Origin of the sequence: Lysobacter panacisoli (genome assembly GCF_009765165.1) — a bacterium.
In the GTDB taxonomy this organism is placed as follows: domain Bacteria; phylum Pseudomonadota; class Gammaproteobacteria; order Xanthomonadales; family Xanthomonadaceae; genus Lysobacter_J; species Lysobacter_J panacisoli.
This window is the reverse complement of the sequence record NZ_VLNU01000001.1, coordinates 3,570,110-3,591,626: the sequence shown is the minus strand read 5'-3', so window position 1 is coordinate 3,591,626 and position 21,517 is coordinate 3,570,110. Positions and strand designations below refer to the sequence as shown.

Below are 21,517 nucleotides of genomic sequence, written 5' to 3'. Positions count from 1 at the left end.
GAGTGAAGGGAGACGCGATGCTGGCACGCGACTGCGTGCCTTACTCGCCGCTTCCGGACGTCGTAGTCGGCGTGGTCGTGACTGCCTGCGCATCCCACAGGCGCAGTGCCTGTTCGACGGCATCGACACCGCGGGCGACGGCTTTCGCATCGATCTGGTCGATGGTGTCGTTCTCGCTGTGGATCACCTGCATCACCTTGGCGGGCGTCGGCGAACTCTTGCCGGCGTAGGCGCCAAGCACCTTCGCGACTTCTTCGGCATCGACCAGCGAATACGACACGGCCGGCCAGCCGGCGCGCACGAAGGGCAGGTGGTCGGTGGGCGGGTAGTGTTCACCCGGCGAGAAGCCGATGCGCTGCGCCTTGGTGGCGGCGCGGCTGGTTTCGACCAGTGCGGCCTGCTGGTTGGCCGGCGCCATCATCCACAGCGTGTCGCCCCAACCGAACACGTCGAAGTTGACGTACAACGCCGGTCGCGTGGAGCCACCGTCGACGTAGGCCTTGGAGCCGAGCAGACCGGCTTCCTCCAGGTCCCAGAACGCCACGGCGACGCGGTGGTGCTTGAGCGGCTTCGCGCGGAAGCGCTCGGCGAGGGCGAGGACGGTCGCGCTGCCGGAGGCGTTGTCGGTGGCGCCGTCGCCGGCTTCGACGCGATCGGAATGCGCGCCGATCAGCAGCAGCGGCGCACTCGACGGGCCGGCGACCTCGGCGATCAGGTTCTCGCCCTCACGCTGCCGGGCTTCGAACGGAACGGCCTGAGCCTCCAGTCCGAGTGCCTTCAGGCGTGCGCCGATGGCGGCCCGGCGCTGGGCGTTGTCGCCCGCATCGGCGATGCTGCGGACGTCCTCCAGCCACTGGCCGGGCGGCGGGGTGGCCTCGCGGGCCTGGACGGCGGTCAGGCCGGTGCTGAGAAAAAGGATCGGCAGCAGTGCAACTTTCAGTCGGCGCATCGGGCAGGCCCCCTTTAGAATCCGGGCAGTGTGCCGCAGTCCGGGGTGGACGCCATAGGCCGAACGGCCTATCCGCGGCCTCCCTTCCATGAAGTCTTGCTGGTGCGACCGGAGAGAAGGATGACGATCCGAGTGTTCATCGTGGACGACCATGCGCTGGTGCGGACCGGCATGCGCATGATCCTGTCGGCCGAGACCGACATCGAGGTGCTCGGCGACGTCGAGAGCGGCGAGCTGGCGATGCCGCTGATCCGCAAGCTCAAACCGGATGTCGTGCTGTGCGATCTGCACCTGCCGGGACTGAGCGGACTGGAAGTCACCGAGCGCGTGGTCAAGGGCGATCACGGCACGCGCGTCATCATCGTCTCGGTGCTGGAAGACGGCCCGATGCCCAAGCGCCTGCTCGAAGCGGGCGCGTCGGGTTATGTCGGCAAGGGGGGCGATGCAAGCGAGCTGCTGCGCGCGATCCGCGAAGTCGCGCGCGGCCGGCGGTATCTGTCCAGCGGCATCGCACAGAGCATCGCGCTGTCCGGCATCGAAGGCGACGCCTCGCCGTTCGACCTGCTCTCGCCGCGCGAGATGGAGATCGCGTTGATGCTCGTGCAGGGCATGCGCCAGGACGACATCGCCAAGCGTCTGAGTCTCAGCGCCAAGACCGTCAACACACACAAGGCGCGTCTGTTCGAGAAGCTCGACATCAACGACACCATCGCGCTGGCAAGACTTGCCAGTCGCTACGGCGTCATCAATCCGGCGCACGCGCTCTAGCGATTTCGTCGCGAGACGCGACGGCGCAGGAATCCGAGCCCTGAAAACACACTGGCCGCCCGGAGGCGGCCAGTGATTCACTGCTGCGGGAGAGACGCCACTCAGGCGTGACCCTGCTCCTGCTTGCGCTCGCCATCGTGCTGCTCGCCCAGATGCGCGTGCTCGATCGCAGCCGCGTCGGCGGGCGTCTCGACGGCAACCTCTTCGGCCGTTGAAGCTTCGACCGCCTCCGACTCGACGATGGCTGCGGCCTCGGCCGGCGCCGGGACAGGCTCGGCCTCGACAGCCGGCTCGCCTTCGATGGCGGTTTCGGTCTCGCTCTCGACGGGCAGCGTGTCGAACAGGCCGCGCGTGCGCGGCGGCTCGGCGTACGCGGTCGCCGTGGCGGTCGGGCGGGAGTCGGCGATCTCGGCGGCATCCTGCGCCGGAGCCTGGCCGTTCTCGTCCTGCGTCGGAACCGGCGTCGGCTCGACCACTTCAGGCGCTTCGACCTTTTCCGGTGCGGGGACGGGTTCCGGCACCACGACTGGCGCTTCGATCACTACGGCAGGCTCGGCCGGAACGTGCGTCGCCGGTACGTCCCGCGACGGGGTTTGTACGACCGGTGCGGGCTCGGAAGCGGCTTCCTGCACGACGACCGTGGCGGCCACGGTCGCGGCGACTGCGGCCGGCGTCACGACCGGAGCAGGCTGGACCGGGGCGGCGGCAACGGACGTCGGCGCGCGCGGAGCGGCCTCTGCCTCATCGTCGAAATCGAACTCGGGCTGCGAGCGCTGGGCCGACGGTGCGGCTGCGGCTGCAGGCGCTTCGGCCTCGTCGTGCTGGTCGTCCTCGTCGTCGAAACCGAGGGCGTCGTCGTGCAGGTTGGTCTCGTCGACGCCCGCGGCGTTTTCGCCTGCGCCACCGCCACGACGGCGACGACGGCCGCCACGACGACCGCGACGACGGCGTCCGCCGCCTTCGCCTGCGGCGTCGGCATGCGTGGCATCGCCGGCCGGTGCCGGCGTCGCGACCGGTGCGGTAGCGACAGGGGCCTCGGCCGTAGCGGCGGCCACTGCCACGGCCGGTGCGATCAGCGCAGTGGCTGCGGCCTCGGCGGCAGGCGTCGGTTCCGGACGGGTTTCCGGACGCGGTTCGTTGCGCGGTGCACGCGGCGCTTCGGCGGCCACCTGCGGCTGCGGGGCGGGAGCGCGCTCGTCGGCCTGCGGCTTGGGCGGACGCGCCTTCTGCTCGGCCTGCTTCTGCTCCGCCTGCTTCTGCTGTTGCGGTTGCTGCTGCTTCGGCTGTTGCTGCTTGGGCTGCTGCTGTTGCTTGCCCTGCTGCGGTTGCTGGGCCTGCTGCTGCGGACCCTTCTCGCGACGCGGCTCGTCACGGCGCGCTTCGTCGCGACGATTGTCGCGACCCTGCTTGCCGTTGCGACCTTCGCGGCGCTGCTGCGGCGCGTTGCGGTCGTTGCGTCCGCCGCGGCTGTCCTGCGGTCGGGCGGCCGGCGCCGGTTCCACCGCGATCGGCGCGCCGCCGCGGAAGAAACGCATGATGCGTTCGACCACACCGATCGAATGCGTCGGCGCGGCCACGACCGGCGCGGGCATCGGCGTCGGTGCGGTCTGCTCGCGCGGCTCTCGCAGCGGTGCGGGCTGGGCCGGCTTGACGTTAGTCACCGCCGGCAGCGCCGGGATGTTGAGGTTGGCCTTGGTCAGCGCGTGCGTCGGCAACTTGCGCGGGGTGCCGCGCTGGTAGCTGGGCTTGTTCGATTCCTCGCCCAGCTCGTTCTCGCGGATGCGCGTGACTTCGTAGTGCGGGGTATGCAGCTGCTCGTCGGCGACGATCACGATCGGCGCGTCGTGGCGGCGTTCGATGTCGCTGAGCGCGCGGCGCTTTTCGTTGAGCAGGTAGTTGGCGATCTCGGTCGGTGCCTGCACCAGCACCTGGCCGGTGTTCTCCTTCATCGCATGCTCTTCCGCGAGGCGCAGGATCGACAGCGACAGCGACTCGACGCTGCGCATGCGGCCGTGGCCTTCGCAGCGCGGGCAGACGATCTGGCTGGATTCGCCCAGCGACGGACGCAGGCGCTGGCGGCTCAGTTCGAGCAGGCCGAAGCGCGAGATGCGGCCGATCTGCACGCGCGCGCGGTCCTGCTTGAGCGCGTGCTGCAGGCGGTTCTCGACTTCGCGCTGGTGCTTGTTCGACGACATGTCGATGAAGTCGATCACCACCAGGCCGCCCAGGTCGCGCAGGCGCATCTGGCGCGCGACTTCCTCGGCGGCTTCCAGGTTGGTGTTGAACGCGGTTTCCTCGATGTCGCCGCCCTTGGTGGCGCGCGCCGAGTTGACGTCGATCGCGGTCAGCGCTTCGGTCTGGTCGATCACCAGCGCGCCGCCGGAGGGCAGACGCACTTCGCGCTCGTAGGCGTTCTCGATCTGCGATTCGATCTGGAAGCGGTTGAACAGCGGCGTGTCGTCGGTGTAGTGCTTGAGCTTGCGCAGGTTGTGCGGCATCACCTGCTCGACGAAGTCACGCGCCTCGGTGTGCATCTCGGGCGTATCGACCAGGATCTCGCCGATGTCCGGGCGCATGTAGTCGCGCAGGGCGCGGATGATCAGGCGCGATTCCTGGTAGATCAGGAACGGCGCGGGCTTGGTCAGCGCGGCTTCGGCCACGGCCTTCCAGACCTGGAGCAGGTAGTCCAGGTCCCACTGCAGTTCTTCCGCGTCGCGGCCGACGCCGGCGGTGCGGATGATCACGCCCATGTCGTCGGGGATGTCCAGCGCGTCCATCGCGCGCTTGAGCTCGGCGCGATCCTCGCCCTCGATGCGGCGCGACACGCCACCGGCGGTGGGCGAGTTGGGCATCAGCACCATGTAGCGGCCGGCCAGCGAGATGAACGTGGTCAGGGCAGCGCCCTTGTTGCCGCGCTCTTCCTTGTCGACCTGCACCACCACTTCCTGACCTTCGCGCAGGAGTTCACGGATCGTCGCCTTGTTGTGGTCGACGCCCGCCTGGAAGTAATCGCGGGAGATCTCCTTCAGCGGCAGGAAGCCGTGGCGCTCTCCGCCGTATTCGACGAAGGCCGCTTCGAGCGAGGGCTCGAGGCGGGTGATCTTGCCTTTGTAGATGTTGGACTTCTTTTGTTCCTTGGCCGGCTGTTCGATGTCGATGTCGTACAGGGTCTGGCCGTCGACGATGGCGACGCGGAGTTCTTCCGCCTGCGTCGCGTTGATCAGCATTCGCTTCATTGTTGCGTTCCTCGCGCGCTCCTGCGCGTGGTCGGCGCAGGACGCAAACGCGTCCTGCAGCCGCGGAACGCCGTGGGCGTTTCGCCTCTGGATACCGCAAGCTGGCCAGCGCATGACAAAGCGGTCTGGCGGCCGGCTTCAAGTTTTCCAGCGCTACGACACCACGGCACGCCGCGGGAGCGCTTTGTTTCTATCCTGACTGCTAGGGCCGGCGGCGCGAGCGCCGCACGGGACGTGTTCATCACTGGCGGTTTGACCCGCCGGACGAGGTCCGGTTCCGCCGGGCCATCGCTGCTAACATGGCTGCCCCGGGGGCAGTGGTTAGACGCGGACCGGAATCGCAGGAAGGGGCTTTCGGCCGCTGATGTAACAACTTCCTGCGAAATCAAAACCTTATCTCGCGTCGCGAGTGTAACAGATAACCCCGTCGGATGACCCATTCAGCCCCTCCCAAGACCGGCCAGGCCGCCCCCAAGGGCGCCGCCGAGCCCCAGGTCCGGACCGTGCGCGTGCCGGCCGACCGTGCCGGCCAGCGCCTGGACAATTTCCTGCTGGGCCAGCTGAAGGGCGCCCCGCGCTCGCTGGTCTACAAACTGGTCCGTTCCGGGCAGGTCCGCGTCAACGGTGGCCGGGCCAAGGCCGAGCGCAAGCTCGAGGACGGCGACGAGGTGCGGATCCCGCCGGTCCGTCTCGCCGAGGCCGGCGACCGGCCGACGCCGCCCAGGGGCCTGCTGGACGCGCTGGAGGCGGCGATCGTGTTCGAGGACGCCCGCCTGCTTGCGCTCAACAAGCCGTCGGGGCTGGCCAGTCATGGAGGCAGCGGCATTAGCCACGGTGCCATCGAATCCCTGCGCGCGCTGCGCCCGGGACAAACGCTGGAGCTGGTCCATCGCCTCGACCGGGACACCTCCGGCCTGCTGGTGGTTGCCAAGAAGCGCTCGGCGCTGACCGAACTGCAGGCGCTGATGCGCGAGGACGGCGGGATCACCAAGCGCTATCTGGCGCTGTTGACCGGTCGGATGCCCGACGGCGTGATGACGGTCGATGCGCCGCTGCACATCGGCCTGCGCCAGGGCGGCGAGCGCCATGTGCAGGTGAATCCGGCCGGCAAGCCCTCGCTGAGCCATTTCCGCGTGCTCGAGCGTCGCGGCGGGCAGTCCTACTGCGAGGTGCGCATCGAGACCGGTCGCACCCACCAGATCCGCGTCCACGCGCAGCACATCGGCCACCCGATCGCGGGCGACGACAAATACGGCGAAGCCGAAGCCAACAAACGTCTGCGCGATCAGGCCGGGCTGAAGCGGCTGTTCCTGCACGCGTCCACGCTGGAGTTCGCCCTCGATGGCGGCAAGGCGCCTTACCTGCTCAACGCGCCGCTGGCGCCGGAGCTGGTCGACGTGCTCGACCGCCTGGGCTGAGACGCGCGCTCAGCCGCCGCGGCGGCGCTGTTCGTCCAGCACGAAGCACGACTGCGGCCGCACCTGCGGCGGGCGGAAATTGACCGGCACCTGCAGTTTCGTTATCTGCGCGACGCCGGCGCGCGTGGCCGGCTTGAATACCCAGCCGCGTACGCCTTCCTGCGCGGCCTTGTCGAGCGGCGCGATACCGCTGCTGCGGAAGACCTCGACCGAGCTCGGCTTGCCGTCGGCACCGACCGTCAGTTGCAGGACCACCTGGCCGCCGACGTTGTCGCAGGCGAGTTCTTCCGGATAGCCCGGCGGAGGCGTGTCCACTGCCAGCAGTTCGGTGGGTGGCACGGCCGGTGCCTGCGGCGCCTGCGGCTGGCAGGCGGCCAGCGCCACGACGGCGGCAAGGGGCAGGACGATGCGGAGGTGACGATCGATGCTCATACGGCCTCGCTCACGTGCGGATCGCGGAAAGTCAGGACGACAGGGCTTCGGCCTTTGCCGCGCAGATGAAGTCGTTCTCGCTCAGCCCGCCGACATCGTGGGTCGAATAACGCACCACGCAGCGGTTGTAGTGCACGCCGAGGTCCGGGTGGTGGTCCTCGCGGTGGGCCATGAACGCCAGCGCGTTAACGAAGGCCATCGTTTCGTAGTAATTGTGGAAGTGGAACGTCTTGGAGATCGCATGGCCGTCCTCGACCACCTCCCAGCCCGGCACCTCGGGCAGCAGTTCGCGCACGCGCGCTTCGCTGAGCCTGTGCTCGCTGCCGCGGCGGGCAAGGCAGTGGGCCTGGGCGAGGGGAATCAGGTCGTTCACGGTTCAAGGCTCCTTGCGGTGATACACCGACTGAATGGAACACATCGTCGGCGATCGCCGGTGATGGGCGCGCCTTCAGGCTGCGCGGACACCGTTAGAATAGCCCCATGATCAATATTTCCGAATCCGCCCAGCTCCATTTCCGCAAGCTGATCGAACGCGAGGCGCTTCCGGGCCTTGGCGTCCGACTGTCGGCGATCCACGCCGGCACGCCGCGCGCGGACGTGCGCCTGGAGTTCGCCGAGCCGGCCGACCTGCAGGGCGACGAGTGGGCGGTGGATTGCGACGGCTTCACCCTGTGGCTCGATGCGGCCAGCGTGACCTACCTGGACTCGGCCGAGATCGACTACGAGACCCAGGCCACCGGCGGGCAGCTGCAGATCCGCGCGCCGAAGATCAAGGGCGAGGCGCCGGCCGATTCGGCATCGCTCGTGGAGCGCGTGCACTGGATCGTCGAGCAGGAGATCAATCCGCAGCTCGCTTCGCACCGCGGCCATGTGTCGGTGCAGGAAGTCACCGCCGACGGTGTCGTAGTGCTGCGTTTCGGCGGTGGTTGCCACGGCTGCGGCATGGCCGACGTGACGCTGAAGCAGGGCATCGAGAAGACCCTGCTGAGCAAGGTGCCCGGCGTGACCGCGGTACGCGACGCGACCGACCACGCGACCGGCGACGCACCCTACATTCCGCGCGATTCGGCAGCCTGACCCGGGGCCGGGCGACGTAGATGTTCTCCGCCGCCGACCTGATCCACGCACTGCAGCGACGGCTGCAGCTCATCGCGCCGCACCTGCGTCGTCCACCGGGCACGTTTCCGCCCGGTTGGCAGGCATGGTTCGACAGCATGCACGAGCGCGCCGGCGCGGTGCGCGGCGCGACAGACGACGCGATCATCGCGGTGTTCGTGCAGCGTCCGCTGGCGATGCGGCCGCGCCGTGTCGCCGAACTCACGCGCTGGCAAGCCTTCGCCACGCTGTGGCGACAGGACTGGCGCGAAGACCGCAGCTGGGACAAGTACGACCGCCGCACGCACTGGTTCGCCGCCACGTTCACCGTGCTTTGGCACGTGTTCTTCAGCGCGATGCTGCTGTACCTGATGTACCTGCGCTTCATGGCGCTAAGCGCGGCGCCACCGGAAGGCGAGCAGGTGGTGATGATCGAATACATCGGCAAGGGCACGCCGCTGGAGCCGGGCGGTGGCCAGGCGCAGCCGACCGAGCAACCGTCGCAACCCGCGCCGCAGCCGCAACCCGCGCCCGCCCAACCGCAGGCATCCGCGCCGGCTGAACTCTCGGCGCCCGCGCCGTCCGTGCCCGCGCCGCCGGCGCCCAGCGTCGATGCGCCGCTGCCCGAGATAGCCCAGCGCGACGTCCCCGAACCGCAACTGCCGACACCCGCGCCGCCGCAGGAACAGGCCGTCACGGTGAGCGAACCGGTGCCGGACGCGCCGCAGGTGTTCGTGCTGCCGCCAACGCGTCGTCGTACCGAGCCGACGATCGTCGCGCCGGACCTCACGTCGCCCACACCGACCGTGCGCACGACCGACGTCGCCGAGCCGGTGCAACCGATCCGTCGCGACATCGCACCACGGGACATGGCCGCGCCGACGATCGAGCAGCGTGCGCAGGAGATCACCGTGCGCGAAGTCACCGCACCGGTGCAGCGTGCGCCCGTGCGCGAACTGCCGACGCCGACCGTGCCCGTGCCGCAGGTGCGCGCGACCGAACAGGCACTGCGCACGCGAGAGATTCCGACACCGGTTGCCGCCGCACCGACGCCCGCACCACCGACAGCCGCGCCGCCTACGCCGAGTGCGGCACCGAGCACAGCGCCGAGCACCGCAACTGCGTCGCCCGCCTCCGCGGCCAGCACAGCACCTGCGGCGCCTTCGACCGCGCGCCCGGCCGCACCCGCAGCGGCCACGCCAGGGACGGCCGGTACGCCCGCGCCATCGACCACGCCCGCCACCGCGGGCGCCGGTCCGCGTCCGACACCTGCACCGGGCACCTGGTCCACGCCGACACGCGGCGACGACTGGGGCGAGAGCACGCGCAACGCGCCGGGCGGACAACGCGGCGTGACGCCGGGTCTGTACAACCGCGACGGCAGCGTGCGTCTGGCGGAACAACCGGGATCGGCAGCGCCCGGACAGCCGCCGGGCGCGATCACCGAGGAAATCCGCGACCTCGACCGCTCCGGCACGTGGCTCAAGCGCAAGCCGAACGACTTCGAACCGACCTCGCTCGACAAGTACTGGGTGCCCCACGAAACCCTGCTCGCCGAATGGGTGCGCAAGGGCATCAAGAAGGTCGCCATCCCGATCCCGGGCACCGGCAAACGCATCGAATGCGTGGTGTCGCTGCTCGCGCTCGGCGGCGGATGCGGACTCAGCGATCCAAACCTCAACGACCAGCCTCCCGGCGCGCGGCCGCCGCCGGATGTTCCGTTCAAGCCGGAATTGCAGGAAGGCAACGGCAGCACGCGTCCCTGACGCGGCGCGTTCGCGTCGCGTGGCGACTCAATCCTTGTCCGGGTCGCGGACCAGGTCGCTGCAACGGCGGCATGCAGCCTCGGCGCGCATCAGGTGTTCGCGCACGCGTTCCAGCGGCGCGCCGTGATCGAGCAGCGTCACCGCGGCAGCATTCGCCATCGTGATGGTGTTGAGCTCATTGCGCAGCGCGTGGCGCCAGTGCATGCCCTCGGTGCGTTCCGTCGAAGCGTCGGTCACCGCGCCTCCGTCGAACGCTTCAGGCGGGCGAGCTGGTTGTGGATCGTGCGCACGCTCACGCCCAGCGCCTGCGCGGCGCGCGTACGGTCGTTGTCGAAGCGGGCCAGCGTACGCGCCAGCATTTCACGCTCGATCTCCGCGTAGCTCGTGCCGACGGTGAAGATCACGCTGTCCGCATCGTCGAGCGCCGGCCGCATCCGTCGTTGGGCGGGCCATACGCGAACCTGCTGGCCATCGCTGGCGAGGTACGCGCGCTGTATGGCGCTGCGCAGTTCGCGCACGTTGCCGGGCCACGCATGTCGCAGCAGAACGCGTTCGCTGCCGTCGGCGAGGCGCCGTCCGGTGCCGTGGCGGAAGTTGAGCTGCTCGAGGAAATGCCGCGCCAGAAGCACCACGTCGTCGCCGCGCTCGCGCAACGGGGGAAGGCACATCGTGTAGTCGGCGAGGCGATAGTACAGATCCTCGCGCAATGCGCCGGCCTCCATCGCGACGAGCGGATCGCGATTGGTGGCTGCGACGATGCGCACGTCGATGCCGATCGGTTCGCTTCCCCCCACGCGCGTCAACGTGCCGGCCTCCAGAACGCGCAGCAGATAGACCTGCAGCGCCGGCGTCATTTCGGTGATCTCGTCCAGGAACAACGTGCCGCCATTGGCCTGTTCGAAGTAGCCGGCATGGCGATAGTTCGCACCAGTGAAACTGCCTCGCTCGTGGCCGAACAGGTGGCTGGCGAGAAGCTCCGGCGACACTGCGCCGGCATTGACCGCCACGAACGCACCGCGCCGACCGCTGCGCGCATGCAGCGCACGTGCGACCAGTTCCTTGCCGGTACCGCTGTCGCCACAGACGAGCACCGAGACGTTGGAGGTCGCCACGCGCTCGATGTCGCGATACACCTGCTGCATCGCCTCGCAACCGCCGACCATTCCATGCTGCGACGTGCCGTCCTGCGCGCGCGCATGCGCCGCGGCGGACTGGGCGAGCAGGGCATCGAACTGCGCGGGGCACAACGGCTTGAGCAGGTAGTCGTACACAGGGCGCGACACGGCCTGGATCGCCGATTCCACGGTAGGACTGCCGGTGACGATCACGGCATGCTCGTGCGCCGGCATCGCCGGATCATCGAGCAGATCCAGGCCGTTGCCGTCGGGCAGGTCGAGGTCGAGCAGCAGCAGGTCCAGCGGAGGCAAGTGGCCAAGCTGGCGCGATTGTTCGAGCGAATGCGCGATGTAGGGCTGGAAGCCGCGCATACGCGCGAAATCGGCCGCGGACTCGGTGAAGTCGCGATCATCGTCGACGATCAACAAGGATGCAGGCACGGACGGAATCCCCATCGAGACTGGAAGGCAGCGTATGTCCGCCGGGGTTAAGCGGCCTTGAAGATGCTTCATCGCGGAAGGAAATTCTTTCCGATAGCGCTGTTCATATGAACGACGCGCCACGTGCGAACGGGCATCGCGGCCTCACTGGACGACAGCGGCGCGAAGCTTTTTCACACCGCAATCGCATGGATCCGACGTCGCGAGTTCTTGGCACGTTGCTTGCGTCGCATTGTCTGTCCACATCGGATGTAGACGAATCTGAATCGAAGGAGCGGCGCAGCGAGGCAGTCAGTCATTTGGAGAGAGACGATGAACGCGAACCTGTACTACGGCGAACATTCGATCGTGGTGGATGCGGTCGACATGGAGGAAGAGGTCGCGCACTGGATGCGCCACTACCGCAACTATGTTCCGGGCTTCCGCAGCATCGACTACCTGCCGGCGCTGAAACTCGGGTTGGACGCCTACCTTCGCGGACACGGCAACGACTTCGACGGCATGGCCGACAACCTCGAACACACGTACGAACGCATTCGCGGCGTGTCGCGTTTGGATTGGAACGAGGCGCTCCCGGTGGCGCTTGCCGCATGGACACGCCTGGCTGAGCGCAGCGCGACGGCGAAGATGGGGTCAGAGCCGCACTTCGGCTTCGCCACCATCCGTTGAGACGGTGACGCAAGCGGGATCTACGCGTACTGGAACGAAGATGGCGACCCTCGGGTCGCCATCATTCTTGTGTGTCTGTATCCGCTGACCGCGTCGGCAGTCCGATCAGTGCGGCTTGGCGACGCCCTTCAGCAGCTCCTCGGACGACTGGTCGTCGCCGCTGTGGGCGAAGTCGGCCAGCGAGACGAAGCCGACCAGTCGCTTGTCGCGGTTGATCACCGGCAGACGCCGCACCTGCAGGTCGGCCATGTTGCGCGCGACATGTTCGACATCCTCGTCGTCGAAGCAGTAGCGGACCTGGTCGGTCATCACCTCGCGCACGGGTGTGTCGGCGCCGAGCCCGCGGGCGATCGCGCGGATAGCGAGGTCGCGGTCCGTCACCATGCCCACCAGGCGGTCGCCATCGCCGACGGGCAGGCTGCCAACGTCCATGCGCTGCATGGTCTCGGCCGCCTCGCGGATACTGCGGTTCGGGGCGGTGAGGAAGACGTTCGTGTTCATGATCTCAGCTACTTTCATCGCGTTTCGCTCCTGCGGTCGTATAGACCTTGCACAGTGGCACGCGCGCGATTGCGAACGCGTGAAGCGTGCGCGTAGAGGGCGTGAAAGCGATGCCGCTGGTCAGCCGCGAGGACCGCGTTCTTCGCGTGGACGCGCCTTGCGGTCGCGCAGCAGCGCACTGATGACGAGACCCAAGCCGAGTGCGGTGGCGACCAGGAACAGCACCAGCGCGAGCCATTCGTAGCGATTGGGTTGGCCGCTTCCCGCGCCGCGCAGGAGCAGGGCGGACGCGAGAATCAACGCGGCCACGATCACGCCTGCAGCGATTCGGTTGGCGATCTTCTGCAGGTTCTCCATCAGACGTGATTCCTGCAGCCCGGTGATGCGCACCTGCAGCCGATTCTCGGCGAGCAGTGACAGCGCCGCCGACAGCTTTCGTGGGGCGTCCTGGACCAGCCCCTGCAACTCAACCGCTTCCACCGCCATTGCCGGCAGCGACAGAGAGCGACGGATCTGCGCGGTGATCATCCGCGGCATGTGATCGCCGATGATCTTCTGCACGTTCAGGTGCGGCGCCAGAAGCCGGCACACGCCTTCAAGATGCAACAGAGTGCGACCGAGCAGGCTCAGTTCCGGCGGCGTACGAAGCCCGCACATCGCGCCGATGCGAGTGAGGTCGAGCATCAACCGGCCTTCGGAATGATCCTGTAGTCCCGCGTGCGCGGCATAGCGTGCGATCAGCTGCCCCGACTCACGCAGGTAGCGTTCCTCATCGAAGGTCTCCAGTCGCGTACCCAGCGCGATCACTTCGTCCGCCGCATCGTCGCCGCGTCCTTCCACCGAAGAGAACATCAGCTTGAGCAGGCGCGTGCGCTGGCGCGGTGGCACGTGCACGACCATGCCGAGGTCGATGATCGCGAGGCGGCCGTCGTCGGTGATCAGAAGGTTGCCAGGATGCGGATCGGCATGGATCTCGCCGTGCACGAACATCTGGTCGAGGTAGCCGCGCAGCAGCGATTCGCACAATCCTTCGCGAGCGTCGACCGGCAGGCGCAGGTGCAGGTGGCCGTTGAGAGGGTCACCGTTGACGAGGTCCATCACCAGCACGCGCGTGCGTGTAAGTGGCCACACCGGGCGTGGAATCAGCAGGTCGGGATAGTCGGCGAGGTGCTCGGAGAAGCGTTCCAGGTTCGCGGCTTCCAGCGTGTAGTCGAGTTCGCCCATCAGCGCCTTGCGGAACTCGTGCACCCAGTCGGAGAAACGCACGCGCTGGCCCAGTCCGGTGGTGTGATCGACACCGCTGGCGATGGATTCGAGTACCGCGAGATCCTGCCGCACTTCGTCGGCGACGCCGGGACGCTGAACCTTCACCGCGACGGGCCGGCCGTCGAGAAGGCGCGCGCGATGTACCTGCGCGAGCGATGCCGAGCCGAGCGGCGCGGGATCGAACCACGCGAACACCTCCGTTAGCGGACGTTCGAGTGCGTTCTCCACTTGCGTGCGGATCGCATCCCATTCGACCGGCGTGGCGTGGCTCTGCGTGCGTGCGAGCGCGGCGAGATAGGGCGCCGGCACGAGGTCGGGACGCGTCGACAGCGCCTGCCCAAGCTTGATGAAGGTCGGTCCCAGCGCTTCGAGATCGTCGACGAACTGCTCCGGGCGGTGGTCGAAGGATTCGGTCTCACTGGGGATAGGCGCGGTCGAACGCAGGTCGAGGCCGGTAAACACGCCGGTGCCGCGATAACGCATGAGGAAGCGCACGATGCGGCCCGTGCGCGCGAGGCTCTGCACCTGCGTGTTCATGCCGCCGCGGCGACCGCGCGCCGCGCGAATGTGGGATTCCACCACGCGCGAGATTTCATGGCGGTGCCAGCATAGGCAGCAGCTGCGAAGGCTTCGTGAGGCCGTGTGCGGCGCATTCAGTCCTGCTTGTCGCGGAGCTTCCTCGCCTTCGCGGCGAGGCTGCGCTCGACGGTGGCTATCGCGCTCAGCACCAGCAGGGTCAATGCGGTCGCCAGTCCCGCCAGCAGGTGGTAACGGAAGCCGCACATCACGCCGATCACCGCGACCATCAGGATCGACGCCGCGGTGGTGATGCCGACGACGACGTCGGAGCCACGCCGCGCGAAGATCGTGCCGGCGCCGATGAAGGACACGCCCGCGATCACCGCTTCGACCAGTCGCAGCGGGTCCACGGTGACGCGCAGGTCGCTGTCCAAGCGATGGTCTTCCAGCACCAACTGGCCCAGCCCGACGAGCAACGCCGCCGCGCCGGCTACCAGCATGTGCGTACGGAACCCCGCCGGGCGGTTCTTCAGCTCGCGCTCGAAGCCGATCGCCCCGCCCAGCGCCATCGCGATGGCGGTGTCGGCGAGCACCTGCAGCTGCAGCATCCAGTCCATGCGACCCAAAGTGGTGCCGTGCCCGTGTAGGCCACGTCACGACCGTGTGGATTGCGCACACACGCGCGCGTCACGATGGCCTGCCTACCATCCCGCCGTTCATCGGACGAGGAGGTGGAGCATGGGCATCATCATCTGGTTGATCGTGGGCGGCGTGATCGGTTGGCTGGCGAGCATCGTGATGCGTCGCGATGCGCAGCAGGGCCTGCTGCTCAACATCGTCGTCGGAATCGTCGGCGCGTTCATCGGCGGCTGGCTGGGCGGCGCGCTCGGCATCGGCGGTGGCGACATCAACGACGGAAACTTCAGCATCAGTGGACTGCTGCTTTCGCTGGTCGGCGCGATCGTGCTGCTGGCCATCGTCAATCTGTTCACGCGCGGCAGGGCGCGCTGACATCGCGACGCGAGAGCCGTGAAGCACAAGCGCCGTGAAGCACAAGCGCTTCCGGTTCGGCAAGGGATTCCGGGTCGCTTTCGCGGTCCGCAAGGTGCAGGCGGCCGAAATGGTCATCGCTCCGGGCGGCCATGAGGGCGGTCCGGACAACCGCCATCGCGGCGCCGATCAGTGGTTGTTCGTGGTATCCGGCACCGGCCTGGCGATCGTCGAAGGACGACGCCAGAAGCTCGGTGCCGGCAGCCTGATCGTGATCGAGCGAGGCGAGCGGCACGAGATCCGCAATACGGGTCGCACGCTGCTTAAGACGATCAATCTGTATTCGCCGCCGGCTTACCGCATGGATGAGGAACCGCTACCCGCGGGGCGCAAGTAGGGCTTTCAGCGCACGCGCATGCGCTGCCATTGCGAGAGTGCGGGCGGAAGGTGCTGGTCGAGATCGAGGTCAAGCGCGACGTACGCGTCGAGTGCATCGACCACGCGGCGACGCAATCCGACCAGCTCCGGCGCGTCGAGTTGCGCGGGTTCGTGCTGCACGCTTTCGAGCAGTGCCACGGCCCAGTCGTAGAGTCCCTGTGCGTGGTTTTCCAGCTGTTTACGCAACCACGGTCGCAGCGGTTCGTGCACGACGTGGCCTTGCGCGCGCAGTTGTCTCGCCTCGTCCGCGAGTCGCCTGTAGGCGCCGCGGTACCACTCGGTGTGCCCGGCGGCTTCGCGGCGCACGGTCAGTGGCGAGGGCGCGCCGTGTTCGGTCAGTGCGCGGCCGAACCGCAGTTCGAGGTCGCGCGCGTCGCGCACCGTGTCGGTTTCCACCAGCAATGCGCGGTCGAGGTCGAAGAACTCGTAGTAGCGCGGATGCAGCGCCTGCATGCGTTCCAGTGGATGCCGCGAGAAGCCGAGCTTGAGCAGGTCCTCGTACGCGCAGGGAAGCACATACAGGAAGCAGGCGCCCTCGCTGGGGCCGTGCGTGTCGGGGTCGGAGCTGCGCAGGAACGCCATCCTCGAATCATCCCGCACTTCGCGACGCGGCGTTGATGCTCGACGCGGAATGCTCGCCGCATGGCTCGATCGAACGCTCCCGCGAATGCCAGCCTCGACACCAATGGCAGTGTCGAGTCCGCCAGTGACGGCGGACTGGTCTATGTGAACGACGACGAGCCCGGTCTGCGTCGGCGCCGCGCGGGCAAGGGATTCAGCTACGTCGATCCGGATGGACGACACGTGACCGACGCGCAGACGCTGTCGCGCATCCGTGCACTTGCCATCCCGCCGGCGTATCGCGATGTGTGGATCTGTCGCCGCGCGAACGGCCATTTGCAGGCGTCGGGACGCGATGCGCGCGGTCGCAAGCAGTATCGCTACCACCCGCGCTGGAAGGTCGTGCGCGATGCGCGGAAGTTCGATCGCATCGTCGCCTTCGCCGCAGCGCTTCCGCGCTTGCGCCGTGTGCTGCGGCGCGACCTGGCGCGGCGAGGGTTCGGTCGCGAGAAGGTGCTGGCGATCGTGGTATCGGTGCTCGCGGATACCTTGCTGCGCGTGGGCAACGTCGAATACGAGCGCGGCAACCGATCGTACGGATTGACGACGCTGCGCAATCGGCACGTCGAGTTCCTTCGCGGCGGGCGCCTGCACCTGCATTTCCGCGGCAAGGGCGGGCAGGAGCACGACATCGTGCTCGACAACGCCCGACTCACGCGTCTGGTGCGGCGATGCCAGCAACTGCCGGGGCAGATGCTGTTCCAGTACGTCGACGACGACGGTTCGGTGCAGCCGGTGGATTCGGGACAGGTCAACGACTACCTGCGCGAGGCGATGGGCGAGGCGTTCACCGCCAAGGACTTCCGCACCTGGGGCGGTACGCTGGCCGCGATCCGCCTGCTCGCGGCGAGCGATGTGCCGCTGCGCGAGGACGGCGAACCCGATGCGACGGCGACGACCGCGCTGCGCAACACAGTGATCGCGCAGGTTGCGAAGTCTCTCGGCAACACGCCGGCGGTGTGCCGCAGTTCCTACATCGACCCGGTGGTGTTCGACTGCTGGCAGGACGGCCGCCTGCAGCGCGCCGTTGCCTCCGCGCGCGGCGAGCGCCAGTGGGAGCAGGCGGCATTGCGTCTGTTGCGGCGCAGCCGGAAGGGGTGAGCGTCGCCGCCGTGAAAAAGAAAAAGCCGCCCAAAGGCGGCTTTTTCGGTGTTGGTGGAGGTGGGGGGAATTGAACCCCCGTCCGAAGGCACTCCATCCCCGGCACTACATGCTTAGCGCTCCGTTAGATCTCGTCCCCGGACAGCACGGCGCGCAAAGCGCATCCAGGAACCAGCCTGCTATGGGTTAACCGGGTGCTGGCAGGCAGCCACTCCCGGCGATTCCGTGATAATGACCCTACGCTGCGAGCACGGACACAAGCAGTTTCGGGGCTTAGGCCTTAAGCGGCCAGAGCGTAGTTGTCGTCGTTGGCAACTAGAGTTTTGCAGCTGGATTTACGAGGAAAGCTACCCCCTCGGCATGCGCCAGGCGATTTCGCAACCCCCGTCGAAGCCAGTGCACCCCCGGGGACAGCTCACGCTGACGTGTCCAGTATAGGGGCGAAGTCCGCCGGCACAAGCGGCGATGGCGGGGCGGTCGGCGTGCGTTCAAGCCGCCTGGGCGCGGTTTTACTCTTCCAGCAGATGGATCAGCGCGCGGCGCTTCTTGCGCGGCAGCTTGCGCATCAGGCCGATGAGGCGCAGCTCTTCGGTGTCGTCGTACTTGCTGGGTTGCTCGCGCACGTGCAGGCCTTTGCCTTCAAGCGTGCCGCGGCCGGTGGCGAGCCATTCGAAGCTGACCTTCTGCTTCACCGCGATCTCGAGCATGCGCTCCAACTCCGGGAGCGACAGCCCGCTGAGCCACTTGCGGGCAGTTTCGCGGCTCACGCTGTAGGCCTCTGCCACGGAACCCGTGCGCTGGCGTGCCGTCGGGAAGGCGGCGTAATCCAGTGCCTGATGTAGGCGACGTGCGAAATCCTTGTGCGGGTATTGGGCCATGTCCGTGCGCTCGATTCGTTAGGCCGGGCTTTCGCAGGACGCGGCGGCGGCGACCACAACTCATTGTTGCGCACGCTTCGTGAGAAAAATACACGTTCAAGTTGTTGAGCGATGCAATCCACAGGTGGTAATCATGTCGTCATCCACAGCGAAAGGGACGTCCTCATGAATCCGGTGGCTCGGTACGTGGCGTGTTTCGAGACCGCACAGGCGGCGGCGACGGCGGCTGGCATCAGCACGGAGATGTTGCGGCGCATGCGCAAGCGCGGGTTCGTCACCACGCGCAAGCGGGCGCTGGTGATGGCGCAGGCCTGCGGCTTCCGCGTCGATGCCATGCAGTTGATGGCGCTGCCGGACGCGGGCGGAGCCGATCCGCTGCCGGCGGATGGATCGCCAGTCGACTGAAATGCGCGTTTCCTCCCCGTCGGGGCGAGGCGGAATGGCCTGAATGCGGCAAATTCTCAGCACGGTATGCTTGTGGCATGAGTTCCGATGCCGCCAGGGATGTCCGCGGGCCCGAACTGGCCGAGCTGTCGCCGCGCCGTGGCTACCTGCTTGCGCTGATCGTCCTGGTGGGATCGCTGGTGCTGGTGTTCTCGGCCTGGCGGGCGGCGCGCGAGCGCGAGCTGCGCGCGGCGGAGGCGGAGTTCATTGCCAAGACGGCCGAGATCACCGAGCTGCTGCGCCAGGGCATGACCCGCTATGAGCTGGTCGCGCGGGGCGGGGCGTCGATGTTCGCCTCGGTCACGCGCCCACGGCCGACGCCGATGCAGTGGCAGGGCTACGTGGACGGCATGGACATCCAGCGCCGATTCCCGGGCATGGTCGGTCTGGGGTTCGCCGAGTTCGTCTCGGCGATGCGCCTGCCCGAGCTGCAGGTGGAATGGCGCCAGGCCGGACACGGCATGCTCGAGGTGTGGCCGCGCGGGCAACGGCGCGACTACAGCCCGATCCTGCTGCTGGAGCCCAAGACGCCGGCCAATGTCGGCGCGATCGGTTTCGACATGTACTCCGAGCCGGTGCGGCGCGTGGCGATGGATCAGGCCGTAGCGTCCGGCAATGCCACGCTGTCCGGTCCCGTGCATCTGATCCAGGATGGGCCGCTGCGCAATACCGGCCTGCTGTTGTACCTGCCGGTGTACCGCGGCGGCGGACGGCCCGGCACGGTCACCACGCGGCGCACGGAGATCCAGGGCTGGGTCTATGCACCGCTGCGCATGGAGGGTTTCGTGCGCAACGCGATGGGCGCGGTGCGCAGCGACACCGCGTTCCGCATCTATGACGTCGCGGGCAGCGAGTCGCGCCTGCTGTTCGCCAGTTACACGCCCGCCGAACGCCCGCCGCCCGCGTTCCGGCATGCCACCACCTTTGAGTTGTACGGACGCCGCTGGCGCGCCGAGTTCGAATCACCGCCGCTCGCGGTCGCCGCACCGCGGCTGCAGGGGCTGCAGAACCTGCTCGCACTCGGCCTGTTTTCGTCGCTGCTGCTGTATGCGATCGCGTGGATGCTGGCGCGCACCGAAGCGCAGGCCTACCGCATCGCGGTGCGCATGACCGAGGATTTCCGCCGGAGCGAGCAGCGTTTCCGCTCGGCGATGCGCTATTCGGCCATAGGCAAGGCGCTGCTCGACAGCGAGGGCCATATCGTCGAGGCCAATCCCGCGTTGTCGACCATCGTCGGCCTCACACCCGAAGCACTGGCCGGGATGCGCTTCGACGCACTGTTCGAGAGCGATGAGCCGGAAATGATCGCGCATGCGCGAGGCACCACGGACGCGCTCGGCGTGCATCGCGCGACGCGGCGCCTGCATCGCGAAGGCGGCGAACCACGCCAGGCGCAGCTGACCTATGCGCCCGTGCCGGGCAACGTGGGACAGGACATCGCCGGCCTGGTGCAGGTGGAGGACGTCACCGAACGCCTGCGCGCCGAGGCCCGCGTGCACGCGCTCAACCGCACGCTGGAAGCGCGCGTGGCACTGCGCACGCGCGAGCTGAGCCAGGCCAACCAGGAGCTGGAGGCCTTCGCCTACAGCGTCTCGCACGACCTGCGCGCGCCGCTGCGTGCGATCGATGGATTCAGCCGGATCCTGCTCGAACGCCATTGCGCCGGCATGGACGACACCGGTCGTTCCTACCTCGTGCGCGTGCGCCGCGCCGCGGGACGCATGGGCGAGTTGATCGATGCGCTGCTGAAGATGTCGCGGGTGAGCCGCGGCGAACTGCGGCTGGAACGCGTCGACCTGAGCCGCATGGCGACGGAAGTGGTGGAAGAACTGAAGGTAGGCGATCCCAAGCGCCAGGTCGACGTGCGGATCGAGTCGGACCTGTTCGTGATCGGCGACGCGGCGCTGCTGCGCAACCTGCTCGGCAACCTGCTGGGTAATGCGTGGAAATTCACCCGCGACCGGCTCGATGCGTGCATCGAGTTCGGCATGGCGATGGGCGAGTTCGGGCCGGAGTACTTCGTGCGCGACAACGGCGCGGGCTTCTCGCAGGACTACGTTGACAAGCTGTTCCGGCCGTTCCAGCGCCTGCATCACAACGAGGATTTCGCCGGCCACGGCATCGGCCTGGCCTCGGTGAAGCGCATCGTCGAGCGCCACGGCGGCAGCATCCGCGCCGAAGGCGAAGTGGGGCGGGGCGCGACGTTCTGGTTCACCCTGCCGCGCGAGAAGCTGGTGGAGTGACGGGTCAGCGCATCGCCTTGCGGCGCTTCTCGTCCATCCACTTGTCGGCCTGCGCAGGCTTGTAGGCGTGCATCCACGCGAGCATCGCGTCGAGGTCGTCGCCGTGCCACAGGTCGTCGCGCTGTTCGGGGTGCAGGAAGCGCTCGGCGACCATGCGATCGAGCATGCCCATCAGCGGCGTGTAGAAGCCTTCGACATCGAAGAACGCACACGGCTTGTCGCCGATTCCGAGCTGGCGCCAGGTCAGCATTTCGAACATTTCGTCGAGGGTGCCGAAGCCGCCGGGCAGGGCGACGAAGCCGTCCGACAGGTCGAACATGCGCGCCTTGCGCTCGTGCATCGAGCCGACTACTTCCAGCCGCGTCACGCCCTTGTGCGCGACTTCCCAGTTGACCAGTTGCTCGGGGATCACGCCGATCACCTCGCCGCCCGCTTCGAGCACCGAGTCGGCGACCACGCCCATCAGGCCGACGTTGCCGCCGCCGTAAACGAGCGCGATGCCGTCCTTCGCCAGGCGCGTGCCCAGCGCGATCGCACGTTCGGTGTAGATCGGGCGGGAGCCGGCATTGGAGCCGCAGTAGACGCAGAGGGTCTTCATGGTTTCTTTCGGAATTCGGGATTGGAGAT

At 67.8% G+C, this 21,517-nt stretch carries 22 protein-coding genes and 1 other RNA gene; 10 read left to right on the top strand and 13 right to left on the bottom strand.

Features of this window, described 5'->3' with window-relative positions; genetic code table 11:
* Positions 1-40 precede the first annotated feature (40 nt).
* Positions 41-949, bottom strand: a complete 909-nt coding sequence (locus FOF45_RS16795; protein WP_158986880.1) for a M28 family metallopeptidase — start codon at positions 947-949, stop codon at positions 41-43.
* 120 nt (positions 950-1,069) lie between these two features.
* Between FOF45_RS16795 and FOF45_RS16790 the strand changes: the two genes are divergently transcribed.
* Positions 1,070-1,717: a response regulator gene (locus FOF45_RS16790; protein WP_158986878.1), complete on the top strand. Its 648-nt coding sequence runs from the start codon at positions 1,070-1,072 to the stop codon at positions 1,715-1,717.
* Positions 1,718-1,818: 101 nt separating this feature from the next.
* On the opposite strand, the gene rne is transcribed toward FOF45_RS16790, so the two are convergent.
* Positions 1,819-4,953 (bottom strand): ribonuclease E, encoded by a 3,135-nt coding sequence (gene rne, locus FOF45_RS16785; RefSeq protein WP_158986876.1) that lies wholly within the window; start codon positions 4,951-4,953, stop codon positions 1,819-1,821.
* Positions 4,954-5,384: 431 nt separating this feature from the next.
* Between rne and FOF45_RS16780 the strand changes: the two genes are divergently transcribed.
* Positions 5,385-6,371, top strand: a complete 987-nt coding sequence (locus FOF45_RS16780; protein ID WP_158986874.1) for an RluA family pseudouridine synthase — start codon at positions 5,385-5,387, stop codon at positions 6,369-6,371.
* Between the two features lie 9 nt (positions 6,372-6,380).
* Here the strand turns inward: FOF45_RS16780 and FOF45_RS16775 are convergent, their stop codons facing one another.
* Positions 6,381-6,803, bottom strand: a complete 423-nt coding sequence (locus FOF45_RS16775) for an energy transducer TonB (protein ID WP_158986872.1) — start codon at positions 6,801-6,803, stop codon at positions 6,381-6,383.
* 31 nt (positions 6,804-6,834) lie between these two features.
* Positions 6,835-7,176, bottom strand: coding sequence for a 4a-hydroxytetrahydrobiopterin dehydratase (locus tag FOF45_RS16770; protein ID WP_158986870.1), 342 nt, complete (start codon positions 7,174-7,176; stop codon positions 6,835-6,837).
* 107 nt (positions 7,177-7,283) lie between these two features.
* Here FOF45_RS16770 and FOF45_RS16765 point away from each other — a divergent pair, with 107 nt between their 5' ends.
* Both FOF45_RS16765 and FOF45_RS16760 read left to right on the top strand, forming a co-directional pair.
* Entirely contained in the window at positions 7,284-7,880 is a 597-nt protein-coding gene (locus FOF45_RS16765) for an NfuA family Fe-S biogenesis protein (RefSeq protein WP_158986868.1), read from the top strand.
* 20 nt (positions 7,881-7,900) lie between these two features.
* Complete coding sequence (locus FOF45_RS16760) at positions 7,901-9,664, top strand: transmembrane repetitive protein (RefSeq protein ID WP_158986866.1); 1,764 nt, start codon at positions 7,901-7,903, stop codon at positions 9,662-9,664.
* 27 nt (positions 9,665-9,691) lie between these two features.
* On the opposite strand, the gene FOF45_RS16755 is transcribed toward FOF45_RS16760, so the two are convergent.
* Both FOF45_RS16755 and FOF45_RS16750 read right to left on the bottom strand, forming a co-directional pair.
* Positions 9,692-9,901: a hypothetical protein gene (locus FOF45_RS16755; protein ID WP_158986864.1), complete on the bottom strand. Its 210-nt coding sequence runs from the start codon at positions 9,899-9,901 to the stop codon at positions 9,692-9,694.
* Positions 9,898-11,220 (bottom strand): sigma-54-dependent transcriptional regulator, encoded by a 1,323-nt coding sequence (locus tag FOF45_RS16750; RefSeq protein WP_158986862.1) that lies wholly within the window; start codon positions 11,218-11,220, stop codon positions 9,898-9,900. Before FOF45_RS16750 ends, FOF45_RS16755 begins: the two co-directional genes overlap by 4 nt.
* 312 nt (positions 11,221-11,532) lie before the next feature.
* Between FOF45_RS16750 and FOF45_RS16745 the strand changes: the two genes are divergently transcribed.
* The gene (locus FOF45_RS16745) at positions 11,533-11,889 is read left to right on the top strand and encodes a hypothetical protein (RefSeq protein ID WP_158986860.1); all 357 of its coding nucleotides are present in this window, start codon (positions 11,533-11,535) and stop codon (positions 11,887-11,889) included.
* A 105-nt stretch (positions 11,890-11,994) separates the two neighbouring features.
* Here the strand turns inward: FOF45_RS16745 and FOF45_RS16740 are convergent, their stop codons facing one another.
* The 3 genes from FOF45_RS16740 to FOF45_RS16730 all read right to left on the bottom strand — a co-directional run bounded on the left by FOF45_RS16740 (position 11,995) and on the right by FOF45_RS16730 (position 14,792).
* A complete protein-coding gene (locus FOF45_RS16740; RefSeq protein WP_233264176.1) occupies positions 11,995-12,390 on the bottom strand; it encodes a CBS domain-containing protein in 396 nt (131 codons plus the stop codon).
* A 120-nt stretch (positions 12,391-12,510) separates the two neighbouring features.
* Entirely contained in the window at positions 12,511-14,235 is a 1,725-nt protein-coding gene (locus FOF45_RS16735; protein WP_233264175.1) for an ABC1 kinase family protein, read from the bottom strand.
* 74 nt (positions 14,236-14,309) lie between these two features.
* The gene (locus tag FOF45_RS16730; RefSeq protein WP_158986856.1) at positions 14,310-14,792 is read right to left on the bottom strand and encodes an MgtC/SapB family protein; all 483 of its coding nucleotides are present in this window, start codon (positions 14,790-14,792) and stop codon (positions 14,310-14,312) included.
* A gap of 121 nt (positions 14,793-14,913) precedes the next feature.
* Between FOF45_RS16730 and FOF45_RS16725 the strand changes: the two genes are divergently transcribed.
* Both FOF45_RS16725 and FOF45_RS16720 read left to right on the top strand, forming a co-directional pair.
* Positions 14,914-15,186, top strand: a complete 273-nt coding sequence (locus tag FOF45_RS16725; RefSeq protein WP_158986854.1) for a GlsB/YeaQ/YmgE family stress response membrane protein — start codon at positions 14,914-14,916, stop codon at positions 15,184-15,186.
* A 109-nt stretch (positions 15,187-15,295) separates the two neighbouring features.
* Entirely contained in the window at positions 15,296-15,562 is a 267-nt protein-coding gene (locus tag FOF45_RS16720) for a cupin domain-containing protein (RefSeq protein WP_158987619.1), read from the top strand.
* 5 nt (positions 15,563-15,567) lie between these two features.
* Here the strand turns inward: FOF45_RS16720 and FOF45_RS16715 are convergent, their stop codons facing one another.
* Complete coding sequence (locus FOF45_RS16715; protein ID WP_158986852.1) at positions 15,568-16,185, bottom strand: GIY-YIG nuclease family protein; 618 nt, start codon at positions 16,183-16,185, stop codon at positions 15,568-15,570.
* Between the two features lie 60 nt (positions 16,186-16,245).
* On the opposite strand from FOF45_RS16715, the gene FOF45_RS16710 reads away from it, so the two are divergent.
* Positions 16,246-17,325, top strand: a complete 1,080-nt coding sequence (locus FOF45_RS16710) for a DNA topoisomerase IB (protein ID WP_158986850.1) — start codon at positions 16,246-16,248, stop codon at positions 17,323-17,325.
* Between the two features lie 52 nt (positions 17,326-17,377).
* Here the strand turns inward: FOF45_RS16710 and ssrA are convergent.
* Positions 17,378-17,731: a transfer-messenger RNA gene (gene ssrA, locus FOF45_RS16705) on the bottom strand.
* A gap of 103 nt (positions 17,732-17,834) precedes the next feature.
* Complete coding sequence (locus FOF45_RS16700) at positions 17,835-18,203, bottom strand: DNA-binding protein (RefSeq protein WP_158986848.1); 369 nt, start codon at positions 18,201-18,203, stop codon at positions 17,835-17,837.
* 165 nt (positions 18,204-18,368) lie between these two features.
* Here FOF45_RS16700 and FOF45_RS16695 point away from each other — a divergent pair, with 165 nt between their 5' ends.
* A complete protein-coding gene (locus tag FOF45_RS16695; protein ID WP_158986846.1) occupies positions 18,369-18,608 on the top strand; it encodes a hypothetical protein in 240 nt (79 codons plus the stop codon).
* A gap of 77 nt (positions 18,609-18,685) precedes the next feature.
* Complete coding sequence (locus tag FOF45_RS16690) at positions 18,686-20,890, top strand: CHASE domain-containing protein (protein ID WP_158986844.1); 2,205 nt, start codon at positions 18,686-18,688, stop codon at positions 20,888-20,890.
* 4 nt (positions 20,891-20,894) lie between these two features.
* Here FOF45_RS16690 and FOF45_RS16685 read toward each other — a convergent pair whose 3' ends face one another.
* On the bottom strand, positions 20,895-21,488 hold the full coding sequence (locus tag FOF45_RS16685) for an LOG family protein (RefSeq protein ID WP_158986842.1): 594 nt from the start codon (positions 21,486-21,488) through the stop codon (positions 20,895-20,897).
* Positions 21,489-21,517: the final 29 nt, after the last annotated feature.

Coding starts and splice junctions, on each gene's coding strand:
- FOF45_RS16690 (WP_158986844.1), top strand. CDS start 18,686: ATGAGTTCCGATGCCGCCAGGGATGTCCGCGGGCCCGAACTGGCCGAG.
- rne (WP_158986876.1), bottom strand. CDS start 4,953: ATGAAGCGAATGCTGATCAACGCGACGCAGGCGGAAGAACTCCGCGTC.
- FOF45_RS16730 (WP_158986856.1), bottom strand. CDS start 14,792: ATGGACTGGATGCTGCAGCTGCAGGTGCTCGCCGACACCGCCATCGCG.
- FOF45_RS16745 (WP_158986860.1), top strand. CDS start 11,533: ATGAACGCGAACCTGTACTACGGCGAACATTCGATCGTGGTGGATGCG.
- FOF45_RS16780 (WP_158986874.1), top strand. CDS start 5,385: ATGACCCATTCAGCCCCTCCCAAGACCGGCCAGGCCGCCCCCAAGGGC.
- FOF45_RS16700 (WP_158986848.1), bottom strand. CDS start 18,203: ATGGCCCAATACCCGCACAAGGATTTCGCACGTCGCCTACATCAGGCA.
- FOF45_RS16765 (WP_158986868.1), top strand. CDS start 7,284: ATGATCAATATTTCCGAATCCGCCCAGCTCCATTTCCGCAAGCTGATC.
- FOF45_RS16695 (WP_158986846.1), top strand. CDS start 18,369: ATGAATCCGGTGGCTCGGTACGTGGCGTGTTTCGAGACCGCACAGGCG.
- FOF45_RS16760 (WP_158986866.1), top strand. CDS start 7,901: ATGTTCTCCGCCGCCGACCTGATCCACGCACTGCAGCGACGGCTGCAG.
- FOF45_RS16715 (WP_158986852.1), bottom strand. CDS start 16,185: ATGGCGTTCCTGCGCAGCTCCGACCCCGACACGCACGGCCCCAGCGAG.
- FOF45_RS16720 (WP_158987619.1), top strand. CDS start 15,296: ATGGTCATCGCTCCGGGCGGCCATGAGGGCGGTCCGGACAACCGCCAT.
- FOF45_RS16710 (WP_158986850.1), top strand. CDS start 16,246: ATGGCTCGATCGAACGCTCCCGCGAATGCCAGCCTCGACACCAATGGC.
- FOF45_RS16725 (WP_158986854.1), top strand. CDS start 14,914: ATGGGCATCATCATCTGGTTGATCGTGGGCGGCGTGATCGGTTGGCTG.
- FOF45_RS16775 (WP_158986872.1), bottom strand. CDS start 6,803: ATGAGCATCGATCGTCACCTCCGCATCGTCCTGCCCCTTGCCGCCGTC.
- FOF45_RS16790 (WP_158986878.1), top strand. CDS start 1,070: ATGACGATCCGAGTGTTCATCGTGGACGACCATGCGCTGGTGCGGACC.
- FOF45_RS16740 (WP_233264176.1), bottom strand. CDS start 12,390: ATGAACACGAACGTCTTCCTCACCGCCCCGAACCGCAGTATCCGCGAG.
- FOF45_RS16795 (WP_158986880.1), bottom strand. CDS start 949: ATGCGCCGACTGAAAGTTGCACTGCTGCCGATCCTTTTTCTCAGCACC.
- FOF45_RS16685 (WP_158986842.1), bottom strand. CDS start 21,488: ATGAAGACCCTCTGCGTCTACTGCGGCTCCAATGCCGGCTCCCGCCCG.